At 34.5% G+C, this 21,071-nt stretch carries 28 protein-coding genes and 1 pseudogene; 26 read left to right on the top strand and 3 right to left on the bottom strand.

Annotated elements, in window-relative coordinates; translation table 11 throughout:
• Positions 1–20 precede the first annotated feature (20 nt).
• From NYE42_RS09325 to NYE42_RS09340, 4 genes are all read left to right on the top strand, one after another.
• Positions 21–263 carry a hypothetical protein gene (locus NYE42_RS09325; RefSeq protein ID WP_199022582.1) on the top strand — a complete coding sequence of 81 codons (243 nt, stop codon included), beginning with the start codon at positions 21–23 and terminating at the stop codon, positions 261–263.
• 11 nt (positions 264–274) lie between these two features.
• Entirely contained in the window at positions 275–502 is a 228-nt protein-coding gene (locus NYE42_RS09330; RefSeq protein ID WP_352426936.1) for a hypothetical protein, read from the top strand.
• A 29-nt stretch (positions 503–531) separates the two neighbouring features.
• Positions 532–822, top strand: coding sequence for a hypothetical protein (locus tag NYE42_RS09335; RefSeq protein ID WP_352426937.1), 291 nt, complete (start codon positions 532–534; stop codon positions 820–822).
• 185 nt (positions 823–1,007) lie between these two features.
• Positions 1,008–1,223, top strand: coding sequence for a hypothetical protein (locus NYE42_RS09340; RefSeq protein WP_352426938.1), 216 nt, complete (start codon positions 1,008–1,010; stop codon positions 1,221–1,223).
• A gap of 13 nt (positions 1,224–1,236) precedes the next feature.
• On the opposite strand, the gene NYE42_RS09345 is transcribed toward NYE42_RS09340, so the two are convergent.
• The gene (locus NYE42_RS09345) at positions 1,237–1,611 is read right to left on the bottom strand and encodes a YoqO family protein (protein WP_053574307.1); all 375 of its coding nucleotides are present in this window, start codon (positions 1,609–1,611) and stop codon (positions 1,237–1,239) included.
• 366 nt (positions 1,612–1,977) lie between these two features.
• Between NYE42_RS09345 and NYE42_RS09350 the strand changes: the two genes are divergently transcribed.
• Genes NYE42_RS09350 through NYE42_RS09360 form a run of 3 tightly spaced genes read left to right on the top strand, consistent with a single transcriptional unit; the run spans position 1,978 to position 3,388 of the window.
• Positions 1,978–2,286, top strand: a complete 309-nt coding sequence (locus NYE42_RS09350; RefSeq protein WP_225046036.1) for a hypothetical protein — start codon at positions 1,978–1,980, stop codon at positions 2,284–2,286.
• A 46-nt stretch (positions 2,287–2,332) separates the two neighbouring features.
• A complete protein-coding gene (locus NYE42_RS09355) occupies positions 2,333–3,088 on the top strand; it encodes a Rha family transcriptional regulator (protein WP_352426939.1) in 756 nt (251 codons plus the stop codon).
• Positions 3,089–3,127: 39 nt separating this feature from the next.
• Entirely contained in the window at positions 3,128–3,388 is a 261-nt protein-coding gene (locus tag NYE42_RS09360; protein WP_352426940.1) for a hypothetical protein, read from the top strand.
• Positions 3,389–3,506: 118 nt separating this feature from the next.
• Here NYE42_RS09360 and NYE42_RS09365 read toward each other — a convergent pair whose 3' ends face one another.
• Both NYE42_RS09365 and NYE42_RS09370 read right to left on the bottom strand, forming a co-directional pair.
• On the bottom strand, positions 3,507–4,319 hold the full coding sequence (locus NYE42_RS09365) for an ATP-dependent DNA ligase (RefSeq protein WP_352426941.1): 813 nt from the start codon (positions 4,317–4,319) through the stop codon (positions 3,507–3,509).
• Between the two features lie 67 nt (positions 4,320–4,386).
• Positions 4,387–5,061 (bottom strand): SOS response-associated peptidase, encoded by a 675-nt coding sequence (locus NYE42_RS09370; protein WP_352426942.1) that lies wholly within the window; start codon positions 5,059–5,061, stop codon positions 4,387–4,389.
• Positions 5,062–5,131: 70 nt separating this feature from the next.
• On the opposite strand from NYE42_RS09370, the gene NYE42_RS09375 reads away from it, so the two are divergent.
• The 19 genes and pseudogenes from NYE42_RS09375 (at position 5,132) to NYE42_RS09465 (ending at position 21,053) form a co-directional block, all read left to right on the top strand.
• The gene (locus NYE42_RS09375) at positions 5,132–5,362 is read left to right on the top strand and encodes a hypothetical protein (RefSeq protein WP_222893580.1); all 231 of its coding nucleotides are present in this window, start codon (positions 5,132–5,134) and stop codon (positions 5,360–5,362) included.
• Between the two features lie 52 nt (positions 5,363–5,414).
• Positions 5,415–5,855 carry a YopX family protein gene (locus NYE42_RS09380; protein ID WP_352426943.1) on the top strand — a complete coding sequence of 147 codons (441 nt, stop codon included), beginning with the start codon at positions 5,415–5,417 and terminating at the stop codon, positions 5,853–5,855.
• Positions 5,856–5,950: 95 nt separating this feature from the next.
• Positions 5,951–6,775, top strand: a complete 825-nt coding sequence (locus NYE42_RS09385; protein ID WP_160182784.1) for a poly-gamma-glutamate hydrolase family protein — start codon at positions 5,951–5,953, stop codon at positions 6,773–6,775.
• A complete protein-coding gene (locus NYE42_RS09390; RefSeq protein ID WP_352426944.1) occupies positions 6,772–8,514 on the top strand; it encodes a right-handed parallel beta-helix repeat-containing protein in 1,743 nt (580 codons plus the stop codon). The genes NYE42_RS09385 and NYE42_RS09390 overlap by 4 nt, the downstream gene beginning before the upstream one ends.
• Positions 8,515–8,552: 38 nt before the next feature.
• Positions 8,553–8,930, top strand: coding sequence for a hypothetical protein (locus tag NYE42_RS09395; protein ID WP_352426945.1), 378 nt, complete (start codon positions 8,553–8,555; stop codon positions 8,928–8,930).
• Between the two features lie 71 nt (positions 8,931–9,001).
• Positions 9,002–9,652 carry a hypothetical protein gene (locus tag NYE42_RS09400; protein ID WP_053574348.1) on the top strand — a complete coding sequence of 217 codons (651 nt, stop codon included), beginning with the start codon at positions 9,002–9,004 and terminating at the stop codon, positions 9,650–9,652.
• A 132-nt stretch (positions 9,653–9,784) separates the two neighbouring features.
• Positions 9,785–10,159 carry a hypothetical protein gene (locus NYE42_RS09405; RefSeq protein WP_053574347.1) on the top strand — a complete coding sequence of 125 codons (375 nt, stop codon included), beginning with the start codon at positions 9,785–9,787 and terminating at the stop codon, positions 10,157–10,159.
• A gap of 14 nt (positions 10,160–10,173) precedes the next feature.
• On the top strand, positions 10,174–11,103 hold the full coding sequence (locus tag NYE42_RS09410) for a DHH family phosphoesterase (protein WP_352426946.1): 930 nt from the start codon (positions 10,174–10,176) through the stop codon (positions 11,101–11,103).
• A gap of 20 nt (positions 11,104–11,123) precedes the next feature.
• Positions 11,124–12,365, top strand: a complete 1,242-nt coding sequence (locus NYE42_RS09415) for a hypothetical protein (RefSeq protein WP_053574345.1) — start codon at positions 11,124–11,126, stop codon at positions 12,363–12,365.
• 55 nt (positions 12,366–12,420) lie between these two features.
• Positions 12,421–13,536, top strand: a complete 1,116-nt coding sequence (locus NYE42_RS09420) for an AAA family ATPase (RefSeq protein ID WP_352426947.1) — start codon at positions 12,421–12,423, stop codon at positions 13,534–13,536.
• Positions 13,537–13,584: 48 nt separating this feature from the next.
• A complete protein-coding gene (locus NYE42_RS09425; protein WP_352426948.1) occupies positions 13,585–14,136 on the top strand; it encodes a hypothetical protein in 552 nt (183 codons plus the stop codon).
• A complete protein-coding gene (locus NYE42_RS09430) occupies positions 14,133–15,614 on the top strand; it encodes a DnaB-like helicase C-terminal domain-containing protein (protein WP_332274881.1) in 1,482 nt (493 codons plus the stop codon). The genes NYE42_RS09425 and NYE42_RS09430 overlap by 4 nt, the downstream gene beginning before the upstream one ends.
• 21 nt (positions 15,615–15,635) lie before the next feature.
• Positions 15,636–16,652: a hypothetical protein gene (locus tag NYE42_RS09435; RefSeq protein ID WP_352426949.1), complete on the top strand. Its 1,017-nt coding sequence runs from the start codon at positions 15,636–15,638 to the stop codon at positions 16,650–16,652.
• A gap of 15 nt (positions 16,653–16,667) precedes the next feature.
• Positions 16,668–17,735, top strand: coding sequence for a PD-(D/E)XK nuclease family protein (locus tag NYE42_RS09440; protein ID WP_352426950.1), 1,068 nt, complete (start codon positions 16,668–16,670; stop codon positions 17,733–17,735).
• 6 nt (positions 17,736–17,741) lie between these two features.
• Positions 17,742–19,466: a hypothetical protein gene (locus NYE42_RS09445; RefSeq protein WP_335463653.1), complete on the top strand. Its 1,725-nt coding sequence runs from the start codon at positions 17,742–17,744 to the stop codon at positions 19,464–19,466.
• A complete protein-coding gene (locus NYE42_RS09450) occupies positions 19,463–20,182 on the top strand; it encodes a 3D domain-containing protein (RefSeq protein ID WP_352426951.1) in 720 nt (239 codons plus the stop codon). Before NYE42_RS09445 ends, NYE42_RS09450 begins: the two co-directional genes overlap by 4 nt.
• An 11-nt stretch (positions 20,183–20,193) precedes the next feature.
• Positions 20,194–20,396, top strand: a pseudogene (locus NYE42_RS09455) (YorP family protein).
• 4 nt (positions 20,397–20,400) lie between these two features.
• Entirely contained in the window at positions 20,401–20,559 is a 159-nt protein-coding gene (locus tag NYE42_RS09460; RefSeq protein WP_095353281.1) for a hypothetical protein, read from the top strand.
• Complete coding sequence (locus tag NYE42_RS09465; RefSeq protein WP_053574338.1) at positions 20,556–21,053, top strand: AAA family ATPase; 498 nt, start codon at positions 20,556–20,558, stop codon at positions 21,051–21,053. The genes NYE42_RS09460 and NYE42_RS09465 overlap by 4 nt, the downstream gene beginning before the upstream one ends.
• The last annotated feature ends 18 nt before the right edge of the window (positions 21,054–21,071 follow it).

The raw sequence follows: 21,071 nt of genomic DNA on the forward strand, positions 1-21,071 counted from the left end.
GAAAGAAAGGTGAAAAGTTAATGAAATTGAGGATAATGAAATGTTCAGATACAAGCTACTGGTACAGAGATAAGATAGGCATGTATTATGATGTATTAAATAAAGGTGGGATCGCCCACAGCGTACAACATGATTCAAACACAGCTTTTTCAAAAGCCGCAGTTCTTAAAGAAGATGCTATTGTTTTTGAAGATGAAAAGTTTGATAAAGTTCAGCTATTGTTCAGAAATCTAGATGATCAGCTTAAAAAGATTTGTTTATAGGAGGGCATGCAATGTTAAAAGAAGTTAAGACATTGGTTTTTGATCCAGACATCGTAAAACGCTCAACACCTGTCAGGGTTAGACAGCGGTTTCCAAATGGGAATTGGTCAGAACCAGAACTAGGTTTTGTTCACAATAATAAAGGAGAATCATTTAGTTTTACCACTTACGATGGACGTTCAAAAGCCAATAAATCTGTTAAGGCAAAGGACGTATTTAAAGGAATTGTTGAAGTCTAAATTTGCAGTTGGGAATAGGGGGAAAGCATGTGAAGTTTCAAAACAAGAGCTGCGACGAGGTTCATGTTGAAATCAATGGGGAAAGAGTTGATGTAAATTCACTTGAAGAAGGCAGTGTAACTCTAGAACAATATAAGAATGCCAGAGCGAATTCTGGGGGATTTGAAGCACTTTATCCCAAACTAAATGATGAAGCGCTTATACACGTTGCAAAGTACCACCTGAAGAACATCCTTTTAAAGAGAAATCCGGTTACATATGAAGAGTCATTAGCAGCGTGTATTGCTCCCGAACTAATTAAACGATTGGAATCAAAATAAAAGGATTATTTCATTGTAAGGAGGAAGGCACATAGGTTATTTAAAGCACATAATTGATACAGCCTGGTTTAATTTAGTTTGGTTTAGATGGCATCTTGGAGCGGACATAAGCGTATTTGACGGCTGCGGATGGAATACATATAGATATTTTAAGAATAAAAATAAAATAATTGGAGGTTACAAGGGTGATCAAGAGGAATCTGCTTAGCAACCACGTTGATGAGATTATTGGTGAATATTACGCTGTTAAAGGATATTCAGTCCATAGCATTGAACACCAGGAAAATGGACAACTGATTGTTGTTACGGAACGAGTAGCTGAGGAGAAGGAACAGGCAAAGGTTGATATTGCCTTTGATTTTGTACATAGAAGACCACATAAGAAGAAGTATTTAGCTTAAAAAAGGCAAAGAGTCAAAGCTCTTTACCATCAGGTGTTTTCCTTAACCGGTTCGCAATGTACTTCATTACGTTTACTGCAATCGACACTAATGCAATAATCAATGCTATTTCAAATAAGAGGATGTATCCAAAATTCACATTAAGCTTTTCAAAGTAATCGCTGGTAATAGAGAGGATTTTATAAATCCCTAGCATAAAAATAATAAAGGAAACTCCTAAAATTACAAGTGACTTTTTAGAATAATCTTTAGCGTGTTCAAAATTATAAATCATTATTGATAAAAATAACAAACCCGTAGCAATTTTGTGGGATAACGAATCATCGGCCGAAAATGATTGCACTACTATGCTGATGATTAATCCAGTAATACCGATTGTTTTATTCAAGGAATCACCCACTCGTATGTAAGTTAGGTATGAGTTTACCAATTAAAGGGGATTTTCTCAAGATGATACACATTAAAGTTAAATTAAAATGCTTTCACAAGAAAGGGGTGGAAACATGCTTGGTTATCAGAAAGGGAAGCAAGTAAGGTGGCATGAAGATGGGGAGATGGGAATTATATTGTGGACGACAAATCGAGGTTCTGTGGGAGTTAAATGGAGCTCGGGTGAATACAGTGAATACAATTATAAAGTTGATGAGTTACTAATATTAACAGATTAGTATTTTACCCAAAAGTGAACGCATGACAGCAAGAAAAAGGTTTAGTCTAAATGAAATCGTGATTTTAAACAATGGGAGGCAGCAAAATGAATACATATGTAGTAACAAAGGAAACAGAATACTATAGCAATGAGCCAATTAAAAAGGTGCTTTACGCGGGTGTCAATAAAGAAGTTGCCTTTAGCAAAATTAATGACACTTCAGGTAACAGACTGGTATTAGATGTTTGGTTTGATGGTATTAAGATTAAATCTTTCATCAGAATTCGTAACGATGAATGGCAAGTGGGTTTTGATAAATTGGCCAATACAAAGAAAGAGATTGAAGACTACAGTACCAAACTAAAAGAGGCACAATCCTTTTTAGAAATGTTGGAGAGAGCTGAACAAGTCTAATAAAAGATAGTTTTTAATGAAATCAAAATAAATGGAGGGATTTTATTTGAATAATAATTTAACTGTGATCGAACGAGATGGACAACTTTTGGTGGATAGTCGTGAAGTGAAGGATATGCTTAATATAAGACACTCTGATTTATTAGAGAAGATTGATGGGTATTTATCGGTATTACATCAAAACGGAAAATTCCGTTCTGACCAATTTTTCATTGAGAGTTCCTATCAAGCAGGAACCGGAAAACCGTACAAACACTACTACCTCACTCGTAAGGGGTGTGACATGGTTGCAAACAAAATGAATGGGACAAAGGGCGTTTTGTTTACGGCACATTATGTCACTCAGTTTGAAGAGATGGAAAAAGAATTAAAACAACCACAAACAGAGTTAGAGGTTTTAGCTGCAACAGTAAACAATATGGTGCAACAAGAAAAACGAATAACTGTTATTGAAAATGAACAAAAAAGAATCTTTGATTTGATTGGATTGAATCCATCGAATTGGAGAAAAGAAATCAACAAAATTATTAGATTAATAGCAAAAGAAAGTGGGTTAAGTCACTCGGCAGTATGGTCTGAGAGTTACAAAACCTTAGAAACCCGAGGGAAATGTAATCTGCAAAGAAGACTTGATAATAAAAGAAATAACATGAAAAAAGAGGGAGCGTCTAAAACAAAAGTAGAAAAAGCAAACTTTATGGATATCATTGATGAAGATCCAAAGCTTACAGAGATTTTCTTAGCGATTGTTAAAGATATGGCTGTGAAGTATAAGGTGACTCTCAAGAAAGAAACTGTATAAAATAAATATTTTATCAAAATTAATTAGGAGGATGAAGTAATGAGTGTAGTAGTGGAGTTTATGAATGAACTTTTTGAGGATATGGACGGAACTAATTGGCATATTACAGCTATGGAGGAATTTAAAGAAGTAACACAAGATGGCGTGGTATATGCAAAATTAGCAGACGGTTCGATGTATGAAAAACAAGACAATATTTATATTTACCAAACGACCGGCTATTTAGGAGATGATTATAGTGGAACGATAATCAAACCAATTACAGATACTATTGCTCTTGTTAAGGGATATACATGCTGAGAATTATAGTGGTTAGGTATAAAGGGTAACCATAGTAAAGAAAAACTAATTGATCCATGTACTAAATTTTCACTTTCCTTTTAAAGGCTAGGCTCTAAGAAATTATGTAACGGAGAGATTATACTCTCCAGGATTCGAAGGAAGGTATGCGGAGTTTGCCGTGCTTAGTCTTAAATCTGTGCTTAACCTTACATAAAATAGGCTCAATAAATACATATTCATCAGATTCAGACTTTACTTGTTTCATAGAATGGAACTTACTTCGTTCTGCATGTGGCATGAATTCCATAAATCCAGCTGCAGCCCCATCAGGATAAGACAGAAGAAATTTTATATCCTTTTTGGTGTAGCCGGTAATAAGAACTTCGGTGTAACCGTAATTGATCACTTTCAGCCAATTATGTGAACGTTTATTGATCTCATAAGGGGAGTCAGCTTTCTTGAGTACGATTCCCTCTAAATTCTTTTCTTTGGCTAGGTTGAAGTAAGCAAGACTGTTACCTTGAATTCCTTCGATAACATAAACATTTGGATGATTCAGTTCAAGTGAGTTCAGAACTGTCTTACGCTCAGTGAGCGGCTTAGCTGCTATTGACTGACCGTCTTTGTAAATAACATCAAAGATACAGTAAACGATCATATGACCTGATTTTTTGGACATGAAACGTTCCATTACAGCTTCAAAGTCAGGAGCACCACCTGGGTCAGCTACAATAATTTCACCATCGAGTACTGTTCCATTGGGTATATCAAGATCCAACAGTTCTGGGAACTTGCTTGTTACCTCATTGTTGTGACGAGTGTAAAGCTTTATCTGATCATTAAACTTGGAGAGGATCAGTCTAATTCCATCAAATTTCAACTCGGTAATATAATTATCGTCATCAAATGGTTCTTTGATTGAATGCAATAACATTGGCGATACAAACAAAATATCACCTCCTACTTAGAATAATAGCTAAGCGAAGGTGATATATAAAGCAAAATGACTGTGGTACTTAATGGGATTCAATGAGCTCAGGTGAATTGTTTTTAGGTGAATTCACTAAAGATGAAACCTGATATGCTTCCATGTCATCAGAGTCATATGGTAGCAGTAAGCTTTGAAGATAATCAGGATCGGTGTTTTTGGGGTTAAGCCATTCCTTTTTGTTCTCATCAGTAAGGATAACTGGCATACGATCATGTATGTCCTCCATAAGCTCATTGGGCTTTGTAGTAATGATTGTGCAGGTGTATAGCGGATTACCTTTAGGTGTATTCCACTTTTCATATAAGCCGGCAAATGCAAAGAGATTGGATGATTTAAGCTTAATCCGCATAGGAATCTTAGTCTTCGGATCGAGACGTTTCCATTCATAAAAACTGTCTGCCGGTATAATACAACGTTTGCTTACGAGTGGTTTTCGAAAGCTGGGTTTCTCGGCCAATGTTTCAGCACGAGCATTAATCATTTTATACCCGATCTTTTCATCCTTAGCCCAAGGAGGAATAAGACCCCATCTAAGCTTGCCCAGACGATTGTTTGATCCATCATTAATGATTGTCAGGATGTTTTGTGAAGGGGCAACGTTATAACTTGGATGGTATTCGTCTTCAGGCAAAAATTGATCTATGTTGAATTGCTCAATGATGTCATCAAACTCAGAGAATAAAGTGAACCTGCCACACATGTTCATCATCCTTTAGGGTTTTTGAATATTGTACAGGCTTGATACATGAAAATCAAAAAGGAGGAATGTAATGCAGCAAACAGTTGAGGTTAAAGAAGTTGAAGTGTTGAATAGAGGGATATGGACAAAGAAGAAGTTCACTGATCTCAAAAAAGGGCAGACCTTTAAGATTGAGGAGAACGGAAGAGTAAAAAAGTACATAGCAAGAACAGATCCTTATTGGGATGACATGTACGAGACGTACATAATTGATTTGTTGGATAAAAATAAAATTAGAAGGTGTAACTGGAAAGAAATCTAATTAAAACAGAGATTTTATAAAGATAAAAATAAAATTAAATGGAGGCTGTACAATGAGAGAAATTAAGTTTCGAGGAATGGGTATCAACGGTGAATGGTATTACGGTAATCTATCAATCATTAAACAAAAAATAAAAAGCATGGGCATTGATCCTGGTTCTTATATCTCTAATAAAGCTGGTGTTCCATTTGCCTATAAAGTGAGATCGGAAACAGTCGGGCAATACACCGGATTAAAGGACAAGAACGGTAGGAAGATTTACGAGGGAGACGTTGTTAGGAATCACCGTGATAATTCAAATGAGCTATTAGAAGTTTTGTGGCAGGAAGAAGTGGTTGAACATGCTTCAGACGGGATCTATTGGACAAAAGAGGTGCCAGGTTTTAGATTCAAGCGAACAAAGCGAGGCTTGCCTACTGTATTTGTAGCTCATGTTGATTTAGAAGTCATCGGCAACATTTACCAAGACCCTGAGCTTTTAGAATCTAAATAAAAACGATATTTTATTTAAGGGGGTGATAACATGTGAGTTATCTATGTGATTTGAGTTTTAAGAATAAAACAAAAATAAAAAGGAGTGGTTGTTAATTGTTGAGGATTAAAAACAGAATAGAGGAACTGTTAAAAAAGACTAAAGGAGCAGAAAAGAGAGACTTTGGACGGTACACTCTAATCTGCACACTTCACCCTGAAGCGAAGCTATTAAAGTATAGCACAGTTAAGAAGACTTTTCCAGTCTTGGTGACTGCTCTGGTTTCATTCCTGAATCCAGTGAGTATTTTAGCAGCGGACAAGTATCGGAACTTTGAAGAGCTTAAAGCTAATGAATCCCCGTTCAATTTCAGTGTATTCTCAAAAGAGAAAGACACCGATGTATTAATTCTTGCTCCCCATGGAGGTGGCATAGAAGGGGGAACAAGTGAGCTTGCAAAGGAATTAAGCGAAGCATACTCTACATATCTTTTTGAAGCTTTAAAGACACCAGGAGCATTTGATTTACACTTAACCAGTACGAATTTTGATGAACCACAAGCACTTGAAATGTTGAAGGAACATGAGTTCACACTTTCACTTCACGGGTACGCAAGTAATGATCAACATGTTTTAGTTGGCGGCACAGATCGGGAGAAAGCTGAAGCGATAACAAACACATTAAATAATGCCGGTTACTCTGCAGAGCTTCTTGATGAGGGGACGAGGTTATCCGGTAGCAGTCCAAATAACGTGGCCAATAAAAATAAAACAGGAAAGAGCATTCAACTTGAGTTAAGTACTGGACTGCGAAAATCAATGTTTAACACCTTTTCTCTCAAAGGGCGCTCAGGAACAAGAAATGAGACCTTTTATAATTTCATTGACACTCTTTCACGGTTTCTCAGTGAAAATGTAGAAGGGAACGGTTTGACAACATGAACATGGAGCAGTCCTTATACTATTTTGTTGATGCTCTGGATTGGGGAATTGATGATAAAGGGTCAAATGCAATTGAAACAACAGAAGGAATAAACCGAGCTTTAGAGTATGCAAGCTCAAAATCATTCTATAAAGTACATATTCCAAAAGGTACCTATCTAATTGATGCTGTGAATATGTCAAGGCGGTTGCCTGAATTCGGTGGAGGTATTAATGTTCCTTCGAATATTGAGTTAATACTTCATCCAGAGGCTGTTTTTAAAGTGTTGCCTAATGATTCTCAAGGCTACTCCTGTTTTTATATTGGCCAAGCGAGCAATGTAACGATTCGTGGCGGTCAAATTATAGGGGATCGATACGAGCATGATTATTCAAAAGTAACTTCAATTAAAAGGACACATGAATGGGGATACGGAATTCATATTCATGGCAGCAGTAATGTGTTAATTGAAAATGTGCAAGTCTCTGACTGTATTGGAGATAACATTTGGATAGCTGCTGATGGAATGATGAACACTTCAGGAACATATACGCCTTCAAAGAATGTAACCGTTCGAAAGTGTACGCTTTTAAGAGGGAGAAGAAATAACCTGGCTACCAATGGCTGTGAAGGCCTTCTTGTCGATGACTGTGATATAGAGGAGGCTGGAGGAGATACAATTGGGCCACAATTAGGAATTGATTTAGAGGGCTTTGGAGAAAACGGAATTAAATACGATCACCCGTATAAATTAACTGTTCGAAACTGCAGGTTTAAAAACAATGGACGTGGATCCGTTACTGCTCACACAAGCGGTAAGGTAATTATTGATGGAAATTACAGTGACCATGTTATTTCTTATGGTTACAGCACGGATGTCAGTATCAAAAATAACAAGATCATCAATGAGAATGAAATTAAAACCTATGGGATTGACTCGGTAGGTGTTTCAAGTACGGAGTCGGGCAACAGAGTTCAAATTGATGGTAATACGATTAGTGGCTTTGAAGTGGGCATTTGTGTAAGAGGAAAGGGTGGCACAGTATCAAATAATACTTTTGAAAAAATAAAAGCATGCCCTATTGCAACACATCAAGCAGAGGACTTTTTAATTTCGGACAACAGGATAGAAAACAGTGATTGTGTTCAAGTCCAGGTTAGGAACTCAAATGATATTAAGGTTGTGAATACCAAAGGAAAAGGAACGAGCTCATCATATGCTGCAAAGATAATGGACTCTAGCCGAGTCAGTCTCGTTAATAATGAGTTTGCTAATGTATATGGTGGAATTTATTGCGAAAGGTCTCAGTCAGTTCGTTTAAAGGGAAATGACTTGTTGTTAAGTGGGAGTGGATACGGCATCTTTTGGGATAAAGACTCTTCTGTCTCACTACATCGAAATGAAATTCATGAGCCTAGGAATGTTGCAATTAAAGGCACTCCTGAGAAATACAGTTGCCATATTAGTGAGAACCAGGTTTATTTCTGTAAATCATTAATCGCCATCCAACTGACTGGCGGTTCAGAACACACATTAAAAGATAATGAGATCATGTTTAATCGTTCAGCAGACCAAGGATATGGTATTTATTTGGAGAATACAAACAAGGTACGTCTCGTTAGGAATGATGTTTATGGAATTGGGGGAAGGTTGCTATCCCATCCTTTTTACACAGAAAAAGCAAAGAATACAACCTTAGTTCAGAATACATACAATAGTGGAACGCTGAAGACTGCAGAAGGAGATATTGTAGTCTAAATAAAACTGTAGTTTTAACAAGATTAGGAGATGGATATATGACCAATATTTTAAGCAAAGAACAAGATGAAGCAATCCGGTACTTCAAGAACAAGCTAAACATATCGGAAAAACTGTACATATCCCTAATTAATTTTAATCTGCTTAGAGATAAACACGAAGACTTTGGCAATAGACTATATGAGCTTTATAAGACAGATCCCTATCTGTATATCAGAGCGCTTAAAGAAGGTTATGTGGTTGATCAGCCAATTGAATTTAATGAAGCAATTGTGAGGTTCTATGATGGTGAAGAACTTGCTGTGATCCATAAGACTACTGGGAAGAGATACAATGTGAATGTTAAAATGAAAAAGCTTCCTGATGGGTTTACGCTGCAGTCAATGAATATGTGGTCATGGAGTGAGGTTGTTTAAATAAATTTAAACTGATATTGCTAGCAATTTTAGTTATAATGAAGTCACATGGTAATGTTTGGAGGGGTATTGTGTCAAAATCATATGTTCTATGGGGCTTCATTGTACTATTATTAGCTTGTTTTTCATTTTTATCAGATGTAATAACTGTAACAGGTTATAATTTCATCTATTGGTTTCAGAATCAAATTCCTGAATCGGTAGTGATCATAGTATTGTTTTTTATTATTATTGGTTTAATTTATTGGGTTAAATCTATTTATAGGCAAAACAACAAACTAAAAAGCAAAGCAAAAGAACTTGAAAACAAAGTTTTAGAACTTGAGGCAGAAAGATTGAGCAAGGCTGATAAAAGTTTGCTAGAAGAATTTTTACAAACGTTTAATGACAAATTATATAATTTTACTGAGATGTTAGTTCAGACTCGACAATTATCATTTAACCAAATGCAGAACTTGGAAAATGATGCCGTTCTTTTTGGATATCCTCATAAAAAGTTTGAAAACGAACGACTTGAGACCGCTAAAAGAATCCTTTTGGATAGACTGAACTCTTTTCTTGATTTTTATTCTACACATACTATAAGCACTACTGCTCCAACAATCGTTAGATTTAAGCCAAAAACAGAAAAAGACGAAAAGGATTATCAAACAAAGCTAAAAGAGTTCTATGAGAGTTGGGAAACATTTATGAAAGTTGTTGGAAATGAAACACGTAAGTAGGATCATATCAGCCAGTTAGTGCTGGCTGATATATAATTTTTTATTTTTAAGAATAAAAATAAAATAGTTATTGACCATTTTGTTTAGATGATGTAAGATTAATTTATCCCATAGAGAGAAAGGAGGAAAGAGATGAAAAAGGAATTAAAGATACTGAAAGTATCTGCTGAAGCTTTACATACCTACAAAAACGATGTCAAAAGGAATTACGACATTGATGAAGACCAAGCAAGGAGAAAATTAACCAGGAATGTGATGTTGGTAAAGGAATTTAAACCACAAGGAATTAAAAGAGGTCTTTTTTCTAAAACATATTCATATGGAAACTTAAAGATCATAATCCGGCATGGAACAGTAATAAGGATTGAAAATGTAAAAGGTGATCCTGAACCTTGGGACTTTCCAAAAAAGAGATACATAGAATTAAACAAGCTACTTGGTATAAAGGATTGTAAGTTTAGTAGCAAGTCTCATTATAGGCATTTTAAGGATAAAAATAAAATATAAACAAAAAGAAAGAGGTGCGGAATATTAAAAAGGTAAAATTATTTACACACACTGACCTAGACGGAGTTGGTTGTGCAATAGTATGTAACCACTTATTAAATGACGTGGAAGTAGAGTTTTGTGATTATCATAATATAGATCAAAAAGTTCTTGAATTCATAAATAATAACAGGTTTAAGGAATATGATTTAATTCTCGTTACAGATATATCTGTTAATAAGGATCTTGCTGAAAAAATAAATGAAATTCAATCAACGTCTAAATGGGTACTTATTGATCATCATGCGACAGCGAAGTGGTTAAATATTTATAAATGGGCAAATGTTAATGATTACTATATTAAATCACCATGCGAAGAAAACCTAAAGACATCTGCTACAAGTATGGTTTATGACCATCTCATTAAGTTTCAAAATAATGAGTGTGAAGAATTGAGTGAATTTGTAGAAAAAGTAAGAAGATATGACACCTGGGAGTGGTCAACAAAATATAATGACACCCATGCCAAAAAACTGAATGATCTTCTTTATATTATTGGGAGAGAAAACTTTATAAAAAGATTCTCAACAAATCCATCCATTTATTTTTCAGATCATGAACTACATATTTTGGACATTGAGAAATTTAAAATTAAAGAATACATATCTAAAAAGGAAAAACAACTGAGAACTTTGCAAGTGTTTGATTACAGTGCAGGAGTAGTGTTTGCTGATACATATCAATCTGAACTAGGGAATGAACTTGCTCAGAAAAATCCTAATTTAGATTTCATTATCATAATTGATCCTGGTTCATTAAAGGTCAGTTATAGGGGAGTCAAGGAGAAAATTGATTTAGGAAAAGACATTGCTGCTAAATTTGGTGGTGGAGGTCACCCCCGAGCAGCCGGTAGTCAAATTAATCAAAGAGTCATAGATTCAGTTCTTAAATTAATCTTAAACTAATTATTCTGGGAGGAATTATATTGAGCAAACTTTATAATACATTTGAATTTATCGGTAACCTATTTATTTCAAACAATAAAGAGAAATTCCATGAAATTAAGGAATATGACAGCGGATGGGTTAAGGAAAGATTGAGCTTCGCAGTTCAAGAGTCAAAAACAAACAGTGTTTTTGTTGAGATTGAAGGTGGTTACTCAAAAAGTAAACAAAATAAAGTGTTTTCATTTAGCAAGGGTACAGAAAATGAAAAAGGATCAAGACTCGAAATTCCATGGGAAGATCGGTTGAAAGAAGAAACAGTAAACATGGTTGCTGATTTTTCTAAGATCCTAATTAACTTAAACGATGAGTCAACAAAAGCCAAATTAAATGAATTGAAATTTAAAATTAGAGGGTTGGAAATGAAAGGCTCTCTTACTGAAGAAGAAAATAAAACTTTATCTACTCTCAAGGGAGAATATAAACAATTAAACGTAAACGGTGCAGAATTCATTCATGAATATGATGCTATTCAGTACTTGTCCCAAAACCTCGAAAAGCATAAAGACAATAAATTTAAAATCACAGGCAATATTGAATACAATTCATGGAATGGACGGAATTTTAGAAAGTTCAAAATCAAAACCATTGAAATTGTAAGTAGTGATACACCATCTCAACTAAGAGCCACCATGGATGTATTTTTCACAAGTGAATCTTTAGATGAATCGTCATTTGAGGAAGAAAAAAGGTACTTTGTTGATGCGTACGTACTTAGCTATGATAATCAGGCAAAAAAAGATCGATTTTTTCCTCAGCAATTAGTCATCAATGCACAAAAATTGGACTTTGAAAATGAATTACATATGAAACGGTTAGATCTCTTGAAAAACTTCTTTAAAGTTGAAAATGATGAAGTTTTTCACCTTCAATGGGTTGTGAATATTTTCAGGGGTGCTGATGAGATTGAGTTTACCGAAGAGGAACTCACGGAAAGTCAAAAGGAAATGATTGCTTTAGGTTTAAACACACTGGATGACTTTAAACCTAAAGGAGGGTTATTGGGCGAAAATCGTGAAGAAAATAGACTTTTAAAACCTATTTTAAAAAAGTTTAATGATTCTAATGATTTTACAGAAGGTGCCGCAACATCTACATATGAAATTGAAGATCTTACATATATTCCACAACAGATTCAAAATTCTACACCACCCGTAGAAAAAGAAGAACCTAAAGTGACTGAAGAAGAAAAAGATAATGCATTTGATGAGTTATTTGCTTGATTTGAAAAGACCTAACTAACATTTATTTAAAAACAATAAGGAGATGTTTATCCATATGGCAAGAAAATTTGGTAAAAAGAATAAAATTAAAGTTAATCCTCTCGATTATAACACTGGAATTATTGGTGAATCGGGGATCGGTAAAACAACTCTAGCTAAAGAAGTTTGCGAAAAATTAGTCGGAGAAGACGGGTATATAATCTTGAATATTGGTAAAGAGGATGGTATTGATGCCATCCCCAATGCCTCTTATGAAGATGTTCCTGATTGGACAACCTTTGATGAAATTACTAAAGATATTATTAAAAACAGAACAACAGATTATGCTGATTTAAAGGTTTTAGTATATGACACATTTGATGAGTTGATTAAAATTACAGAACCAGAAGTTATTAGACTACACAATAAAGCAAATCCTGAAAAAAGAGTGAATACCATTAAAGCAGCATTCGGTGGTTTCCAGGCAGGAGAAGAAAAGGTAATTGAGTTAATTCTTGAAAAGATGTGGAAACTTAAAAAGGTCGGTATTAGCATGTTTATTTTAGGTCATACGAAGAAAAGAACAATGACAGACGTAGTTACTGGTTTGGAATATGACATGCTGACAACCAATATGACACATAAATACTTCAATGCGATTAAAACCAAGCTCCACGTCTTGGGAGTAGCATCTATTAATCGGTCAATTGAAAAGAAAACAGTAAAACAAAAAATTGGGCCTGACAAAACAGTGGGAACAGTTGTTGATGAATCAAGAATCATCACTTTTAGAGATGATAACTTTAATATTGATTCAAAGTCAAGATTCTCAGATATCACACCATCAATTCCATTAGATCCGAATGAATTTATTAAAGCAATTGAACAAGCTATCCATGTGGCTTTTGATAAACAAAAAAATAACACAAATAACATTGAAGAAGAAAGAAAAGAACAAGAGCAAATTAAAGAAATTCAAATTCACAACGAAGTTAACAACTCATCTTTTATTGATAAAGAAGAGAATGAGAGATTGGCAGAAGAGATTAAGACACTATTCCCTAATGCAACTGACGAAGCTAAGGGGGAAATGAAGAAAATTATGGATCAATTTAATATGAAAGATTTTAAAGGGGTAGACATTGTACCAACTACAGCATTCGAAAAGATAGTCGAAGCATTATCTAACTGAAGGAAAAGAGGGGGAGAGTCTCCCCCTTATCAATAGGAGAGGGTATTCTTGGCCAGAAGATGTGTATGTCAAATATGTAAAGCTAATGGAACTGTCGATACTTTTTTCAGGGTTTCTGACGATAAGGGGAAAAATAAATACTACTGTTCTAAGGATGAATATGAAAACTATATCAAGGATAAGGTGAAACGAAAAAACCTCTTAAATTACATAGCGAAAGATGTCTTGAATTATAGCGAGGGTCAAGTCATTTCTCCAATTTTTCTAAAAAAGATAGCCGAACTAAAAAGTTTTTATGATTATGAAGTGATACAAATTTGCTTTGAGAAGAACCAACAAACAATTCAATATTGGTTAACTAATAAAGAGTTTTACAACGAGTATGGAATGATTAGCTATATTTTTAAGATTGTTGAAAGTAACATCAATGATGTTTATAAGGAATGGCTGCATGAACAAAATCAGAGAATGATTGAAAAAACTCATCATCTTGATATTGCAATTGTAAATCAAACTAATATCGTTGATTCCACATCTTTAAAACAAAACAATTCACCAAAAAATATAACAGAGTTTCTGGATGGGGAGGACGAGTATTGAACAACTTAGATTCTTATCCAAAGGAATTAGTTGAAAACAGGGGACAAATTGAAGGAAGCTTTATATTTTGTTTATGGAAAAACCCTGATTTATATGAAGATTATAAAGACCATGTCAGGGCGGATAGAGATTTTCTAACAGAAGACGGGAAATTTTATTACTCTCTAGGTTTAGAACTGAGCAACATGAATTATAAGAGCTTTGATGATGCAAGTGTTTTCAGCTACATAGAAGGTAAAGAAACATTAAAAAATGGTTTTATTCGGCGAGGTGGAATGAAAACCATTGATGAACTCAAGCACGTACTAAACGATGAAAACGTTGAGACATACTATGATGAACTAATTAAATTTAACATGATACTAAAGCTTCATGATAAGGGATTCAATGTTTCGAACGAGCTTGATAAATTCAAGAAGATGACGAGTCAACAATTGTACAGTTACTTTGAATTTCAATTAGATAATGTTTTTCTAGGTCGCGGTTCAGGAGTGAAAATTGAGGATCTGGATTTGAATGAAGAGTTTGTCGAATCAATTGAAAACGGGGAAGAAATGGGATTAAGCTATTCAGCTGCATGTCCATTATTGAATTATCACACGCTTGGACTTCATAAATCTAATGTTCAAATTTTTGCTGGATTTAGTGGGACAGGGAAAACGAGTTTTTGTGTTTCTTCTTATATCATGTCAATTTTGGATCAGGGTGAAAAGGTAACAATTATCGCCAATGAAATGAATAAAAGGGCTTGGCAACATATTTTTATGGCAACAATTTTAAGTCATAAAATTGGTTATTATGGTTTACCAAGAAAGAAACAAAAAATGGGCAACCTGAAGCATGAGCAAAAGGAAATGTTACAAAAGGCAATTGAATATTATGAGAAGCATTACAAGGGGCGTATCAAATTTGCCAAGATATATGATTACAGCATTAATGATGTAAAGAGAATAATGAGAAGAATGGCAAAACAAGGCTTCGGTTATATGCTATACGATACATTTAAAGCTGAAGATGCTGCTTCAACTAATGTAACAGGTGAGCTAATTGAAGCTTCAAAACAGTTATTACAAGTTGCGGAAAAAGAGGATATTTGTATCATCATTACAATGCAATTAGCCATTTATATGGAGAATACAAGATATCTAACAGCGTCTTGTTTATCAAATGCCAAAGCAGTTAAGGAGATTGTTTCCGAGTTAGTTCTAACAAGACCTTTATGGGAAGATGAATTCCCAGGAGGAAAATTCGATGTTAAACCCTATAGATTCAAAAAAGACTCGTCGGGTAAATTTACTAACATTAAAGAAGAAATTCAGTTAGACCCAAATAAGAAGTATAGATTATTCTTTTTGAATAAGACACGGAATGACGAAGGCGATACAGTGTTGCTATACCAATTTGACGGTGCATGGAATAAATGGATTGAGCTCGGTTATTGTACTCCTAAACATCAGAGAACTACAGAGCGGACATGATTACCAAGGGACGGTGAAATCATGGACGTATATGATCTTAAGAATCACATTATTGAAAAGCCAGATTACATAGAACTTATTTTAGAAAAGACGGGGTTTTACAACGTTGATGAACGCGGAAATGAGTATAGATGTGCAAGAAAAAAAGGAAGAAATCCGACATCAGTAAAAGTAAATAAAACCACTTTAGGTGCAACCTGTTTTTCAACCAACTTAAAAGGTGACTTGATAACACTTGTTCAAAATAAATTGGGTTTATCTTTTCCCAAAACAATCAAAAGGATATCTGAAATAGTTGATTATAAAAGTGAAGAAGAATATAAACCACCTGAGTTACCATTCGGAGGTTTTTATAAGAAGATAAGAAAGCTAAGTAATCCAATGGATTTGGATCTAGAAACGTATTCCGAAGAAATTTTAGATCAATTTGTATCTGTTCCAAATAAGTTGTTTTATGAGGATGGAATATTACCTTTAACTCAATCTTTGTTCCAGGTTGGTTACGATAGTGTTTCCGGAAGAATAACGGTTCCATGGAAATCTCTTAGTGGTGAATTGTGTGGTGTAATGGGGCGTCTTAATAAGAAGGAAGTTAATGATGAGGAAACAAAATGGCTACCTATTATTTCATTTCCTAAGTCCAAAACGCTATACGGGTTTGTTGAAAATTACAGTTCAATTAGAGAAAAGAGCATTGTTATGATCGGGGAATCCGAAAAACATTCAATGGCCTTAGCAAGTAAGGGATTGAATGTTGGAGTTTCTTTAGGAGGTAGCTTTTTAAGTGAAATTCAAGCAAATCACATAAAATCAATGTTTCCGAAAAAGTCATTAGTCATGATGGATGAAGGATTAGGTGAAGAACATAGCGTAGAAATTGCCAACAGCCTAAAGTTTGAAAATTTCTTTGAAAATGAAGTTGGGTACATATTTGATCGTGAAAACAAGTATCTACCTAAGGGATCAAAAATGGCACCAGCAGACCTTGATAAAAGCACTCTACACCGTCTAATTAGAGACTGTACAGTTTGGATATGAAAAGGAGATGATTGATTGAAAGAAAAATTAAATGAATTGAGACAACAAGGGAAAAACATTTATTCCTTTTCAAAGCTTGGAACCTTTAATAACTGTGAATATGAATACTACAATACATACGTTTTGAAAAAGAAAGGCATAGATAATATTTACACCCTAATGGGTTCTGAATTACATAACGGAATTGAACAGATTTATAAAAATGAATTAGACATTGGAGAATTTAAAAAGGGATTTGAAAATAGATTAATTGAATTAGAGCTGAATGGAGTCAACTTTCCGAGTGACTCAATCGGGGACAGCTGGAAAGCAGACATTGGTCATTTCCTAAACAATTTTAATAAAATTGACAGCAAAATGGTTTTAGAGAAGCTGCTTGTATTTGAAATATCAGATGGATTGCATCTTCAAGGATATGTAGATGCAATCCTGCCCAGTGAAAAAGGAAAACCGTACGTTAGTATTTATGACTGGAAGACATCAAGTAAGTTTGCCGGCAAGAAATTAAATGAAGCAGGAAGACAGTTATTGATGTACAAGCTTGCGTTGGAGCAAACGACTGACTTAAAAGTAGATAAAATCCTATGGTTCATGGTGAAATACGTTTATGTATGTACCCAAGGAAAAACCAAAGTGAAAAAGAAAATGTGTAACAGGGGTAAGTGGGTAAAGGAAATACGAATGCAGCTAGAAAAAGAGATGCGCACTCTGAAATATGATGATTTCGAAATTGACCTGTTGTTAGATAACGCAGTAAAAGAAAATAGCATAGACTGCTTACCTGAAGAGATTAAAAATAAGTATTGGCTTGAAGATTGTTTAGTTGAATACGAAGTTACTGAAGAGAAAATTAATGAACTGAAAGAATATATTACTGATACTGTTAAAAAGATTGAAAATAAAGACCGCGAAGATGAAACCCAATGGGAACCAGTGAAAATAGATAAATACAATTCCTTTTATTGTAGCGTCTTATGTGGTCACCGAAAAACATGCAAGTTTTATAAGGATTTTTTAAATAAATCATCAAATAAATTTAAGAAAAAGGATAAGACTGATTTGTTTGATAACCTATTTTCTTAGGGGGTAATGATGAGGAAGATATTCTATGACTTTGAAGTTTTTAAACATAACTGGATGGTTGTACTGATCGATTACGATACTAAAAAGGGTAAGGTTATTGTAGATGATGTTGATGAACTGAAACGATTCTATAAGATGTTTAAAGATGATATTTGGATTGGTTACAACTCTAGAATGTACGACCAATACATTTTAAAAGGAATTTTATTGGGAATGAACCCATATTTCATTAGTTCGAGAATCATTAATGATAATGTAAAGGGATTTAATGTTGTTAGAGAAGGTTATAAGGTTCCACTGAATAACTTTGACATAACAACTGGTTTCCACAGCTTAAAGCAGCTAGAAGGCTTTATGGGTTCAAGGATTAAGGAGTCATCAGTACCATTTGATATCTCAAGAGCATTAACAGAAAAAGAAATTAAGGAAGTTGTTGATTACTGTATTCACGATGTGAAACAAACAATTGAAGTGTTTGATAATAAAAAAGAGGAATTCGAAAGTCAATTGGCTCTAATTGAAGCCTTTGATTTGGAAATGTCTATGTTTACAAAGACAAAAGCCCAATTATCTGCATTTATCTTGGGGGCTGAAAAGCAAGGAAACAGGGGAGATGAGTTTGAACTTAGATTTCCTAATACATTAAAAATTGAAAAATACAAACACATTGTTGATTGGTATAGAAATCCTGAAAATCTAGATTATAAAAAAAATTTAAAGGTTGATGTTGCAGGTGTACCTCATATTTTTGCCTGGGGAGGTTTACATGGTGCATTACCAAAGTATAAAGATGAAGGGATAATTTTATGTTGTGATGTTGCATCTCTATACCCTTCAATCATGATTGAATATGATTACATCAGTCGTAACGTGAAAAACCCTTTGAAATATACTGAAATCAGAGATACACGGTTAGAACTTAAACGCAAAAAAGATCCTAAGCAGGCTCCCTACAAGATTGTTTTAAACTCAACGTATGGAGCAATGAAAGATCAGTATAATCCACTATACGACCCGTTAATGGCAAATAACGTATGTTTAGCCGGGCAGCTGCTGTTATTAGATTTGATCGAGAAAATTGAACCGTATTGTAAACTGATTCAGTCAAATACTGATGGGTTGTTTATGAAAGTTGAAAAGGAATCTGATATTGATTTAATTAAGGAAGTCGCAAAGGAGTGGGAAACCAGAACACGACTAGATTTAGAGTGGGATGTTTATGAGAAGATTTATCAGAAGGATGTAAACAACTATATAATCATTGATAAAGACCAAAAGTATAAATCTAAAGGTGCTTATGTTAAAAAACTAAACAACCTGGATTATGACTTACCAATTGTAAATAAAGCCATGATTGAGTATTTTACAAAAGACATTCCAGTTGAAAAAACCATCAATGAATGTGATCAGTTAAGAGAATTTCAAAAGATATCAAAGGTTTCAAACAAATATATGTATGCACTCTATGGAGAAGAAAAGCTACCTGAAAAAGTTTTAAGAGTTTTTGCTTCTAATGATGAAGATGCTAAAGGTGTTTTCAAGGTTAAAACAGAAGAACGAATTGAAAAAATCGGAAATACTCCACCGCGCTGCTTTATCAATAATGATAACGTTATTGATTTAAAAGTTCCTGATTATCTTGATAAGGAATATTATATAGAGATAGCCAAAAAACGAATAAATGATTATTTAGGAATATCGAATAGAAAGAAATCAAAGAAGGAGAAGTGATATGCATCGCCATTGAGAGTAAAAATAAAATTAAAACACACATTTTCAAGTCTGTTTATGGTATGATGATTTTAATTCCCTTAACCACTTTTTCTTACATAAGTTATGAGCAGCATTTGCATAAAACAGAGGGAAATGAAGACTCAATAAAAGAATCATTTTATAAGAAGCCTAGACAGATTAGGATCCCATCAAGTGAGAATATTGTCTTGCGGTTATTTAAAAAAGCTCAAACGAACAAAGAACAACAATTAAAAAGGCATACAGAGAAGATTATCTCAGCAAAACTCATTAAACCTAAGCAAAGTAAGAAAAGGTACATGAGAGGAGGTGAAAAGGCAAAGCATAGAGTTTTTAAGAGTAAAAATAAAATTGATATTAAAGAAAACAAGCCGCCGGCCGCAAAGAAAACCATCCAGGTTAAGCTGAGTGCTTATATTGCCCACTGCCAAGAAGGATGCACAGGAACAACTAGAACAGGTGTTGATGTTACTCAATCAATCTATTACAAAGGGTATCGTGTTATTGCAACCGATCCAAGTGTCATTCCCCTGAATTCAATTGCTGAAGTGAGCATTGGTGGGAAAACGTTCAAAGCAATTGCAATTGATACTGGAGGCGCAATTGTTGGAAATAAAGTGGACTTGCTTGTAGCAACCGAGCGTGACGCAATAAATTTTGGCAAGCAAAATGGGACAATATCGATTATTAATTAGGAGGCGATTAATTGCCGAAGTTTTGGTCTTATCCAGAAGGGTTAAAAGTCATCATAAATGAGAATGCAAAGAACGCTTGTCCTCATCATGTTGGACGGGAAGGGAAAATTATTGAATTGCTTCACTCTGCCACATATGATTACGCAGTCAGTGATGAGACAGGTGATATTACATTCTTCAAGGAGCAGAATTAAATCCAGCTAAAGGAGGTTAATTGAATGTTTAAAAAGGGAGAGAAGGTGATTGCAGGTTTTACAGAAGAGATTGGTGTTGTTGCGCAAGTTGATAAAGGACATGAGCAATTAGAAGTTGAGTATCCAGATGGCTCATATAGAGTGATTGGCTTCAGCAATGTGAGAAGGGTGGAAGATAAATGACGATGATAATTTTAGAAGGAACTGACTGCTGCTACAAATCAACAGTGGCAGATAAGCTTAGCAAAGAACTTGGATATCCGGTCATAAAGGGATCCAGCTTTGAATTAGCTAAGAGCGGTAATGAGAAGCTGTTTGAACACTTCAACAAACTGGCCGATGAGGACAATGTAATTATTGATCGATACATATATTCAAATTTGGTTTATGCGAGAAAGTTCAAGGATTACTCAATCTTAACGGAAGATCAGCAAAGGGAGATTGAGGAGAAGATTAGATATAAAGCAAAAGTGGTTTATTTACATGCTGATCCGAAAGTTATTAAGCAGCGTTTACTTGAACGTGGTGATGAATACATAAATGATCGAGACATTGAGCCGGTCTTAGAGTTATACCGAGAAGTAATGAGCGATGTAGGATTACATACATATTCGTGGGATACAGAACAATGGAATAGTGATGAGATCGTAGAAGGTTTGATTCAATTATTTGAGTAAAAAATTGAGAGAAGGAGT

This window comes from Bacillus sp. FSL K6-2865 (assembly GCF_040311405.1).
Lineage (GTDB): Bacteria > Bacillota > Bacilli > Bacillales > Bacillaceae > Bacillus > Bacillus velezensis.